Genomic DNA, 7989 nt, shown 5'->3' with positions numbered 1-7989 from the left:
CTGAGCTGCCCGCCCGCCGCAGCACCCGCCGTGCCCGCCACGGCGGGCGGGAACACGCCCGCGCCCCGCGCGGCGGCGGCGACGACACCCCACGGAGACAAGACGATGAACACCCTCAAACGCGGCCTCGCCGCCAGCGCCCTCGCCGGCCTGGCGCTGGCCGCAGCCCCCGCCGGCGCCAAGGAAGGCACCGACCAGTACCCCAACGGCGCCGAAAACTGGCTGGCCGGCGCGCTGCCGCCGCCGGGCACCTACTACCTCAATTACTTCGGCTACTACAGCGGCAAGCTGAAGAACGGCGACGGCAAGCGCGTCTCCGGCGCCGGCGCGGACGCCTGGTTCAACGCCCTGCGCGTCGTGCACGTGTCCGAACGCAAGCTCCTCGGCGGCAACTGGGGCTGGTACGCCATCCTGCCGCTGGCGTCGCAGGAAGTCTCGCTGGGCGGCAGCCGCAATACGGTCGCCGGCCTCGGCGACGCCACCTTCGACCCCTTCGTGGTGTCCTGGCACGCCGGAGACTGGCACTGGGCCGTCGGCATGAGCATCAATCTGCCCACCGGCCGCTACCGCGAGGGCGACCCCACGCAGAGCATCGGCGCCAACTACTGGAGCATCGAGCCACTGTTCGCCGTCACCTGGCTGAACGGGGACGGCTGGGAGCTTTCCGCCAAGTTCATGTACAACGTCAAGTCGAGCAACACCCGCTTCCGCCTCACCCCCGGCGCCGAAAGGATGAAATACGCCTCGGGCGACGAGTTCCACGTCGACTACCTGGCCGGCAAGCGCTTCGGCCCATGGGGCGTCGGCCTTTCGGGGTATTATCTGAAGCAGCTCGAAGACGACCGGCTCGACGGCCGCAGCCTCGCCGCCAGCCCCGGCCTGTGGTCCGGGGGCCGCCGCGGGCAGGTCCTCGCGATCGGACCGAGCGTCACCTATACCAACGCGTCGGGCGTGCAGTTCATCGGCCAGTGGCAGCACGAATCCAGGGTCGAGAACCGCTTCGGCGGCGACAAGTTCTGGTTCAAGGCGGTCATGCCGCTATAAGCGGGCGGCGCCGGCCGCCGCGACGGACTGCATTCCGCCGTGGAGCGCCGCCGGCCCGCGACGACAACGAGAGACAGATGCAGCACGCCCCCCTGCTCATCAGCAACAATGACCTCGCGGCCAGCGGCAATGCCAGCTTCGATTGCCGCAACCCGGTCAGCGGCGAAGTCGTGACCCGCGCCGCGGCCGCCTCGGTGGCCGATGCCACGGCCGCGGTCGATGCCGCCGCCGCGGCCTTCGGCCCCTGGGGCGAGGTGCTGCCCGCCGAGCGCCAGGCCCTGCTGCACACCGCGGCCGATCTGCTGCTCGCGCGCGCCGACCGCTTCGAAGCGGCGATCGTCTCCGAAACCGGCACCACGCCCGCCTGGGCGCATTTCAACTGCCGGCTCGCGGCGGACATCCTGCGCGAGGCGGCGGCCATGGTGACCCACATCCAGGGCGACGTCATCCCGTCCAACCGCCCCGGCTCGATGGCGATGGTGCTGCGCCAGCCGGCCGGCGTGGTGCTCGCCTTCGCACCGTGGAACGCACCCGTGCTGCTCGGCGTGCGCGCCATCGCGATGCCGCTGGCCTGCGGCAACACCGTGGTGCTGAAAGGCTCGGAACTCTCCCCGCTCACCCACCGCCTGATCGGCGACGTGCTGCGCGACGCCGGCTTCCCGCCCGGCGTGTGCAACGTCGTGCTCAACGCCCCGGCCGATTCCGGCCCCGTGGTCGAGGCCCTGATCGCGCACCCGGCCGTGCGCCGCGTCAGCTTCACCGGCTCCACCCGCGTCGGCCGCGTGGTGGCCGAACGCTGCGCGCGCCACCTCAAGCCCTGCCTGCTCGGCCTCGGCGGCAAGGCTCCGCTGCTGGTACTCGACGACGCCGACATCGGCGAGGCGGTGAAGGCCGCCGCCTTCGGCGTGTTCTTCAACCAGGGGCAGATCTGCATGTCGACCGAGCGCATCCTGGTCGACCGCCGCATCGCCGACGACTTCATCGCCCGCCTGGCCGCGCGCGCACGCACACTGGCCGCCGGCGCCTCGGGCTGCCCGCTCGGCTCGATGATCAGCATCGAGGCCGCCGAACGCGTTCGCCAGCTGGTGGACGACGCGGTGCAGAAGGGCGCGGAACTGATCGCCGGCGGCGGCACCAGCGGCAGCATCGCGCAGGCCACCCTGCTCGACCACGTGACGCCGACGATGCGCCTCTACCACGAGGAAACCTTCGGCCCCATCGCCGCCGTGATGCGTTTCGACGACATCGAGGAAGCGATCTCGATCGCCAACGACAGCGACTACGGCCTGTCGGCCGCCGTATTCGGCCGCGACACGCTGCGCGCGCTGCAGGTCGCGCGACGCATCGAGTCGGCGATCTGCCACATCAACGGCCCCACGGTGCAGGACGAGGCGCAGATCCCCTTCGGCGGCCTCAAGGCCAGCGGCTGGGGGCGCTTCGGCGGCAAACCGGCGATCGACGAATTCACCGAGCTGCGCTGGATCAGCATCCAGACCCAGCCGCAGGACTACCCGCTCTGAGCCGCGGGGCACCACCCGGCGGCATGCATGCGCCGGCAACGATCGACTCTGCGCACTACCGCCGCCACATCGAGGCCAACGTCGTGTTCCGCCGCTTTCCCAGCGCCCTCGGCCCGCGGCGCCATGCGCTGTGGAGCGAACGCGGCGGACTGCCGCGCGCCGCCATCCTGCTGCCCGCCGGGCAGGCCACCTTGTCCGGCGGGCAGGACGCGCTCGAACTCAAGGGCCCCGCGCTGGCGCTGATCTCGGTCCAGCCCCAGCACTTCCTGCGCCTGGCCGCCGGCACACCCGCGCAGATCCTCGCCTTCTCCGACCTGCTGCTGATCGACGCGATCGGCAAGGGCGCCGAGTCGGTGCCGCTGCGCTACCTGGCCGAGCGCCGCCTGGTGGCGAGCAGTGAGCACAACCCGACGCAGTTCGACGACCTCGCCCATGCCTTCGGCGCCATCGAGCGCGAACTCACGCGCGAAGACAGCGCCTCGTGGCGCTTCCTCAGCGCCCAGCTCGCAGTCATCATGATCCAATGCTGGCGCCTGTCCGGCCTGGAGGCGGTGGGGCAGCAGTCGGCCAGCACCCAGGGCGCGCTGCTGATGCGCTTTCGCCACATGGTCGAGCTGCACTTCCGCGAGCACTGGCGCATCGCGCGCTACGCCGAGGCGCTGGGGCTGTCGCACGACCGCCTGCACGACATCTGCGTGCGCACGCTCAAGCGCCCGCCCCTCGACCTGGTGCACGACAGGCTCGCGCACGAGGCCTGCCTGCAACTGATCCGCTCCGGCCTGAGCATCGAGCAGATCGCGGCCGACCTCGGGTTCCGCAACACCACGCATTTCACGCGCTTCTTCCGCATCCGCACCGGCAGTCCGCCCGCGCGCTACCGCAGCAACATCGCCCGCCAGCGCAGCGACAGGAGCGAGGACACGCTGCGCAGCTTCGCCGACTGGCCCTGACGCCGCGGCCTCAACCCGCCGCCAGCATGCCCTGGCGCTCGATGAAAGCGATGATCTCCGCCAGCCCCTGCCCGCTCTTCTGGTTGGAGAAGATGAAGGGGCGCGGGCCGCGCATCCTGCGCGCGTCGCGGGCCATGACTTCGAGCGAGGCGCCGACCAGCGGCGCGAGGTCGATCTTGTTGATCACCAGCAGGTCGCTGCGGGTGATGCCCGGCCCGCCCTTGCGCGGAATCTTGTCGCCGGCCGACACGTCGATGACGTAGATCGTCAGGTCGGACAGCTCGGGCGAGAAGGTCGCCGCCAGGTTGTCGCCGCCGGACTCGACGAAGATGATGTCCAGCCCCGGAAAGCGCGCGTTGAGGCGGTCCACCGCTTCCAGGTTGATCGACGCATCCTCGCGAATCGCGGTGTGCGGGCAGCCGCCGGTCTCGACGCCGATGATGCGCTCCGGCGCCAGCGCCTCGTTGCGCACCAGGAACTGCGCATCCTCGGCGGTATAGATGTCGTTGGTGACGACGGCGATGTCGTAGCGCTCGCGCAGCGCCAGGCACAGCGCCAGCGTCAGCGCGGTCTTGCCCGAGCCGACCGGGCCGCCGATGCCGACGCGCAGGGGGCCGCGATGGCCTGCCGCGGCATGATCCGGAAACTGCATGCTCATGATCTGAACAACCTCGTGTATTGGGTTTCGTGCCGGCTGCTGGCGATCGCCAGGCCAGGCGTGTAGTTGCTCCAGCGCGCCTCGGGCAGAGACAGCGCCCCGTCCGCCAGCGGCGCGATGCGCTCGCCCAGCACCGCGAGCAGGCGCTGGCCGGCGCTCTGGCCCAGCGGTACGCACTTCACCGCCGCCATCACCTGGTTTTCGGCCCAGGCCCACAGGTAGGCCGCCAGCGCCTGTCCGGCCGGCACCCGCCACGCCGCGGCGGCAGCCGACCACGCCGTCGGGAAGGCCGGCGTATCGACCGCGAGCAGGCGCGCGCGCCAGCCGGGCAGTGCGGCGAAGGCATCCAGCCCGGCCAGCAGGCGTGCCAGCGACCAGCCCATCTGCACGGTCTCGGCGCGCAGTTCGGCGCTTTCGCGGCTGGCGAGAAAATCGTCGTTGAGGCGAACGGCCTCGGCGTCGTCGCCGGCGCGCCAGGCCGCGATCTGGCAGGCCAGCAGCGGCGCCTCGAAGCGCGCCAGGCTCCATTCCAGCAGGCCGCCGATCCACGCCGCGACCTCCGCCTCGGTGCGCACCGCGCCGCTGTCCACCGCCCACTCCAGCCCCTGCGAATAGGTGTAGGCGCCCACCGGCAGCGCCGGGCTGCTCAACTGCAGCAGGCGCAGCAGCGGCAGCAGGCTGCCGTCCGCCGCGTGCGGAACGGCCAGCGCCCCCATGTTCAGCGCCCCGCCATCAGGTGGATGCGCGCGCCGCTGCCGTCGCCGGGGTGCTGGTGGCCATGGGCATAGGCGCCGGCCTCGGGCTCGAACGGCGCATGCAGCTTCACGAGCTGCGCGCCCAGCCCGGCGAGCATGCCTTCGAGCACGTGGTCGGCCTGAATGCGCAGCCAGCCGCCGCCCGCATCGCTGCCCACCTGCACGGCGACGTGGCGGTTGCCCAGATGGTAGGCGGCACGCGCGAGTTCGACCGCCGAGGCGCAGCGGGCCTCGATCAATTCTTCGGGCGCGGCGCGGACTTCGACGATGCGGCCGTCGTTCGCGCGCAGCTTCTGCCCGCCGCGCAGGATGGTGCCGCGCGGCAGGAACAGCCCGGCCTCGACGCCCGAGGCCAGCTTCGCGCGCAGGCGGCTCTTGGTGCGCAGGTTGAAATCGAGTTCGAGCGCCTCGGCCGCGTGCTCGGCGCCGTCGTAAAGCGCTTCGATGAGCAGGACGTCGGCGGCAGCCGGTTCGGCAGACATGTCGGTGTTCTTCTGCATATGGATGGATGAGGAGGACAAGGAACGCGCGGCCTCGGGCATCGCCGCGCTAGAACAGGAAATAGCGCTGCGCCATCGGCAGCGTGTCCGCCGGCTCGCAGCCCAGGAGCTCGCCGTCAGCGCGCACGACGTAGGTCTCGGGGTCGACGTCGATGGCCGGCGTGGCATCGTTGAACACCATGTCGCGCTTCTGCACCGTGCGGCAGCCCTGCACTGCCACCAGCGGCTTGCGCAGGCCGAGCGCCGCCACCGCCGGGTCGTGCAGCGCGGCCTGCGAGACGAAGGTGACCGAGGTCTTCAGCGCGCCGCCGAAGCTGCCGAACATCGGCCGGTAATGCACCGGCTGCGGCGTCGGGATCGAGGCGTTGGGGTCGCCCATCGCCGCCGTGGCGATCATGCCGCCCTTCAGCACCAGGCTCGGCTTGACGCCGAAGAAGGCGGGCCGCCACAGCACCAGGTCGGCGAGCTTGCCTGCCTCGACCGAACCCACCACGTGCGCGATGCCGTGCGTGATCGCCGGGTTGATCGTGTATTTGGCGATGTAGCGCCGCACGCGGAAGTTGTCGTTGCCGCGGCCCTCGTCCTGCGGCAGCGGGCCGCGCTGCACTTTCATCTTGTGCGCGGTCTGCCAGCTGCGGATCACCACCTCGCCGACGCGGCCCATGGCCTGCGAATCGGACGACATCATCGAGAACGCGCCGCTGTCGTGCAGGATGTCCTCGGCGGCGATGGTCTCGCGCCGGATGCGCGACTCGGCGAAGGCCACGTCCTCGGCGATGGCCGGGTCGAGGTGGTGGCACACCATCAGCATGTCGAGGTGCTCGTCGATGGTATTGACGGTGTAGGGCCGTGTCGGGTTGGTCGAGGACGGCAGCACGTTGGGACGGCCGATCGCCTTGATGATGTCCGGCGCATGGCCACCGCCCGCGCCCTCGGTATGGAAGGTGTGGATGGTGCGATCCTTGAACGCCGCCAGCGTGGCCTCGACGAAACCGGACTCGTTCAGCGTGTCGGAATGGATCGCCACCTGCACGTCCATCTCGTCGGCCACCGTCAGGCAGTTGTCGATCGCCGCCGGCGTCGTGCCCCAGTCCTCGTGCAGCTTCAGCCCAATCACGCCCGCCGCGACCTGCTCCTTCAGCGGTGCCGGCAGGCTGGCGTTGCCCTTGCCGAAGAAGCCCATGTTCATCGGAAAGGCATCCGCCGCCTCCAGCATGCGGTGGATGTGCCACGGCCCCGGCGTGCAGGTGGTGGCATAGGTGCCGGTCGCCGGCCCGGTGCCGCCGCCCAGCATGGTGGTCACGCCGCTGTTGAGCGCCTCGTCGATCTGCTGCGGGCAGATCCAGTGGATGTGGCTGTCGATGCCGCCCGCGGTCAGGATCAGGCCCTCGCCGGCGATGACTTCGGTGCCGGCGCCGACCGGAATCGTCACCCCCGGCTGGATGTCCGGGTTGCCGCCCTTGCCGATGCGCCAGATGCGTCCGTCCTTGAGGCCGACGTCGGCCTTGACGATGCCGGCCACCGCATCGACGATCAGCGCGTTGGTGATGATCGTGTCCGCCACATTGGCTGCGACGTCCTGGCCCTGGCCCATGCCGTCGCGGATCACCTTGCCACCGCCGAACTTCACCTCCTCGCCGTAGAGCGTCCAGTCCTTCTCGACCTCGATCACCAGCTCGGTATCGGCCAGCCGGACCTTGTCGCCCACGGTGGGGCCGAACATCTCCGCGTACGCGCGGCGCGATATCTTCGCCATCGCTCAGCCCTCCCGCCGGGGGTCGCGGGGCGCGTCCAGCGCACCCATGACCTCGCCGTTGAAGCCGTACACCTCGCGCCCGCCGGCCAGCGCCACCAGCTCGACGGTGCGCGACTGCCCCGGCTCGAAGCGCACCGCCGTGCCCGCCGCGATGTTCAGCCGAAAGCCGCGCGCCGCCGCGCGGTCGAAGACGAGCGCGGCATTGGTCTCGGCGAAGTGGTAATGCGAACCGACCTGGATCGGGCGGTCGCCGGTGTTGCTCACCGCCAGGCCCAGCGTGGCGCGGCCGGCATTGAGTTCGATGTCGCCGTCGGCGACGAAGAATTCTCCGGGGATCATGCTGTTTCTCCTCACACGATCGGCGCATGCACGGTCACCAGCTTGGTGCCGTCCGGAAAGGTCGCTTCGACCTGGATGTCCGGAATCATCTCCGGCACGCCTTCCATCACGTCCTCACGTGCCAGCAGCGTCGCGCCGTGGCCCATCAGCTCGGCCACCGTGCGCCCGTCGCGCGCGCCTTCGAGGATGGCGCAGGTGATCAGCGCCACCGCCTCGGGGTAGTTCAGCTTCAGCCCCCGGGCGCGCCGCCGCTCGGCCAGCAGGCCGGCGGTGAAGATCAGCAGCTTGTCCTTCTCGCGTGGCGTCAGTTCCATCGTCCTCTCCGCGGCGCACGGCGCCGCCTGCAACACAATTGATCAGGTATTCCAGATGCGCGGCGTGTGCGCCGCCCGCCCGGCCACCACCGGCCGCGCCGCCGCCCACAGGCGCGCGAACCACGCCCGCCCCGGCTCGCACGCCGGCCCCAG

General features: G+C 70.8%; 10 protein-coding genes. 3 read left to right on the top strand and 7 right to left on the bottom strand.

All coding sequences use genetic code 11. From position 1 onward, the window contains the following. Window positions 1-105: 105 nt before the first annotated feature. From C666_RS17785 to C666_RS17775, 3 genes are all read left to right on the top strand, one after another. Window positions 106-1044: a SphA family protein gene (locus tag C666_RS17785; protein ID WP_004346224.1), complete on the top strand. Its 939-nt coding sequence runs from the start codon at window positions 106-108 to the stop codon at window positions 1042-1044. Between the two features lie 77 nt (window positions 1045-1121). Next, the gene (locus C666_RS17780) at window positions 1122-2564 is read left to right on the top strand and encodes an aldehyde dehydrogenase (protein ID WP_004346221.1); all 1443 of its coding nucleotides are present in this window, start codon (window positions 1122-1124) and stop codon (window positions 2562-2564) included. A gap of 23 nt (window positions 2565-2587) precedes the next feature. Further along, window positions 2588-3514, top strand: coding sequence for a helix-turn-helix domain-containing protein (locus C666_RS17775; protein ID WP_004346219.1), 927 nt, complete (start codon window positions 2588-2590; stop codon window positions 3512-3514). Window positions 3515-3524: 10 nt separating this feature from the next. On the opposite strand, the gene ureG is transcribed toward C666_RS17775, so the two are convergent. The 7 genes from ureG to C666_RS21285 form a co-directional block, all read right to left on the bottom strand. After that, window positions 3525-4166, bottom strand: a complete 642-nt coding sequence (gene ureG, locus C666_RS17770) for an urease accessory protein UreG (RefSeq protein WP_004346216.1) — start codon at window positions 4164-4166, stop codon at window positions 3525-3527. A gap of 2 nt (window positions 4167-4168) precedes the next feature. After that, the gene (locus C666_RS17765; RefSeq protein ID WP_004346214.1) at window positions 4169-4888 is read right to left on the bottom strand and encodes an urease accessory protein UreF; all 720 of its coding nucleotides are present in this window, start codon (window positions 4886-4888) and stop codon (window positions 4169-4171) included. 2 nt (window positions 4889-4890) lie between these two features. Next, window positions 4891-5409 (bottom strand): urease accessory protein UreE, encoded by a 519-nt coding sequence (gene ureE / locus C666_RS17760; RefSeq protein ID WP_004346212.1) that lies wholly within the window; start codon window positions 5407-5409, stop codon window positions 4891-4893. A gap of 67 nt (window positions 5410-5476) precedes the next feature. Beyond that, window positions 5477-7183 carry an urease subunit alpha gene (ureC, locus tag C666_RS17755; protein WP_004346210.1) on the bottom strand — a complete coding sequence of 569 codons (1707 nt, stop codon included), beginning with the start codon at window positions 7181-7183 and terminating at the stop codon, window positions 5477-5479. Window positions 7184-7186: 3 nt separating this feature from the next. Then, a complete protein-coding gene (locus C666_RS17750; RefSeq protein WP_004346207.1) occupies window positions 7187-7522 on the bottom strand; it encodes an urease subunit beta in 336 nt (111 codons plus the stop codon). Window positions 7523-7533: 11 nt separating this feature from the next. Beyond that, entirely contained in the window at window positions 7534-7836 is a 303-nt protein-coding gene (gene ureA, locus C666_RS17745; protein WP_004346205.1) for an urease subunit gamma, read from the bottom strand. Window positions 7837-7878: 42 nt separating this feature from the next. Beyond that, window positions 7879-7989, bottom strand: a complete 111-nt coding sequence (locus C666_RS21285; protein WP_004346203.1) for an urease accessory protein UreD — start codon at window positions 7987-7989, stop codon at window positions 7879-7881.

Source organism: Thauera linaloolentis 47Lol = DSM 12138, from assembly GCF_000310205.1.
In the GTDB taxonomy this organism is placed as follows: domain Bacteria; phylum Pseudomonadota; class Gammaproteobacteria; order Burkholderiales; family Rhodocyclaceae; genus Thauera; species Thauera linaloolentis.
Note: the sequence above shows the minus strand (reverse complement) of the source record. Positions and strands in the feature narration are given on the sequence as shown.

What these genes read in the sequence shown, in the direction of transcription:
- C666_RS17785 (WP_004346224.1), top strand. Translation starts at nt 106, where the DNA reads ATGAACACCCTCAAACGCGGCCTCGCCGCCAGCGCCCTCGCCGGCCTG.
- C666_RS17780 (WP_004346221.1), top strand. Translation starts at nt 1,122, where the DNA reads ATGCAGCACGCCCCCCTGCTCATCAGCAACAATGACCTCGCGGCCAGC.
- C666_RS17775 (WP_004346219.1), top strand. Translation starts at nt 2,588, where the DNA reads ATGCATGCGCCGGCAACGATCGACTCTGCGCACTACCGCCGCCACATC.
- ureG (WP_004346216.1), bottom strand. Translation starts at nt 4,166, where the DNA reads ATGCAGTTTCCGGATCATGCCGCGGCAGGCCATCGCGGCCCCCTGCGC.
- C666_RS17765 (WP_004346214.1), bottom strand. Translation starts at nt 4,888, where the DNA reads ATGGGGGCGCTGGCCGTTCCGCACGCGGCGGACGGCAGCCTGCTGCCG.
- ureE (WP_004346212.1), bottom strand. Translation starts at nt 5,409, where the DNA reads ATGTCTGCCGAACCGGCTGCCGCCGACGTCCTGCTCATCGAAGCGCTT.
- ureC (WP_004346210.1), bottom strand. Translation starts at nt 7,183, where the DNA reads ATGGCGAAGATATCGCGCCGCGCGTACGCGGAGATGTTCGGCCCCACC.
- C666_RS17750 (WP_004346207.1), bottom strand. Translation starts at nt 7,522, where the DNA reads ATGATCCCCGGAGAATTCTTCGTCGCCGACGGCGACATCGAACTCAAT.
- ureA (WP_004346205.1), bottom strand. Translation starts at nt 7,836, where the DNA reads ATGGAACTGACGCCACGCGAGAAGGACAAGCTGCTGATCTTCACCGCC.